At 43.7% G+C, this 1388-nt stretch carries 2 protein-coding genes; one reads left to right on the top strand and one right to left on the bottom strand.

Annotated features, from left to right (window positions below; genetic code table 11):
• Positions 1-257: DUF3080 family protein (locus A3762_RS08510; RefSeq protein WP_156493343.1), on the top strand; the 257-nt coding region annotated here is incomplete at its 5' end.
• A gap of 16 nt (positions 258-273) precedes the next feature.
• On the opposite strand, the gene asd is transcribed toward A3762_RS08510, so the two are convergent.
• Positions 274-1128 carry an archaetidylserine decarboxylase gene (asd, locus tag A3762_RS08505; RefSeq protein WP_068476423.1) on the bottom strand — a complete coding sequence of 285 codons (855 nt, stop codon included), beginning with the start codon at positions 1126-1128 and terminating at the stop codon, positions 274-276.
• Between the last annotated feature and the right edge of the window lie 260 nt (positions 1129-1388).

The raw sequence follows: 1388 nt of genomic DNA, 5'->3' as shown, positions 1-1388 counted from the left end.
AAAACGTCGTACAAAAATATTTTGTGGGTGAGGTTCAGCAGTGGGCTGCGGATCTTAATCGCCGACAGTACGCATTGAGCGAAGCAATGGCCGATTTGGAGGGCGAATTAGCACCAATGCTCAGTGAGAGTTATGCGCGATGGAGGAAAGAGAGAACAGCTGTTTTTCAACGCAATAAAGCCTTGATTCAACGCCATGTGCTATTGATTGGAAAGTTAATAAATGAAGAGAAACTAGCGGTGCATTGCGACCGCTAGTATCGATTGAAGAGCCTTACTTTATTGTTGCGAATGTTTCGCCCATACGAACAGGTGATTCTGCTTTCAATGACTCTTCGAAGTTGATGGTATTTGGTGGTGCACAGAAGACGACGGTAGACCCTAGCTTAAAACGGCCCATTTCTGCGCCTTTTTCAATCGTGATTGGCTCTTCGTTGTCGTAGTCAAAACTGACAACATTTTTACGCATTGGCGCGACAAGACCAGCCCATGTTGTCTCGACGCTTGCAACAATCATTGCGCCAACCAAAACCATTGCAATCGGGCCGATTGCTGTATCGAAAATCGCTACGACTCGCTCATTACGTGCAAATAAATTTGGAACGCGTTGCGCTGTTACAGGGTTAACCGAGAAGAGTTTTCCAGGAACATAAATCATTTTTTTCAATGTGCCTGTGATAGGCATATGAATGCGATGGTAGTCTTTAGGTGAAAGATAAATCGTTGCGAAGTCACCATCCATAAATGGTTGAGCAAGTTTTTCATCGCCACCCAGCAATTCATTGACGTTAAAGCTTTGGCCTTTTGCTTGGAATATTTGTCCGCCTTTGATTTCACCTAACTGACTGATTGCACCATCAACTGGCGAGCAAAGAATGTTATCTCCCTCTACAACAGGGCGAGCACCGTCTTTGAGAGCGCGGGTAAAGAAATCATTGAAGCTAGGGTAGGCAGTTGGGTTTGGTTCTGCCGCTTCGCTCATGTCGACGTCATACTTGTCGACGAACCAGTTGATAAAGTTGTTTTTGACTGGTTCGAATGTTGTGCTCGCTACTTTGCCAGCAACGCGCGAAATAAAGTGCTGTGGGCTGATGTACTGACTGAATACAAACAGATCATCGCTTTTCATAAATGCGGATTCCAAAATACTTAATCATTATTGGCCGCGGATAATAACAGAACTTCCAGATTGCTGCGAAAGACAGATGCAATTAATCGATGAGCTTTCAATTAATGGCGTGCTTAGAAGTTCTCATGTGTTGTTTTTATTTTGATTTTTATTACGAATCTTGTGCGTCTTGGCTAATCGTTCCTAACGATGATTCCAATGCTTTGATCGCTAGTTTGAAATACCTGAACTGAGCTTCATCGATGCGTTGATCAGGATCT

The organism is Oleiphilus sp. HI0125 (assembly GCF_001635355.1).
The sequence above is the reverse complement of the archived record's forward strand: the minus strand, read 5'-3'. Positions and strand labels throughout refer to the sequence as shown.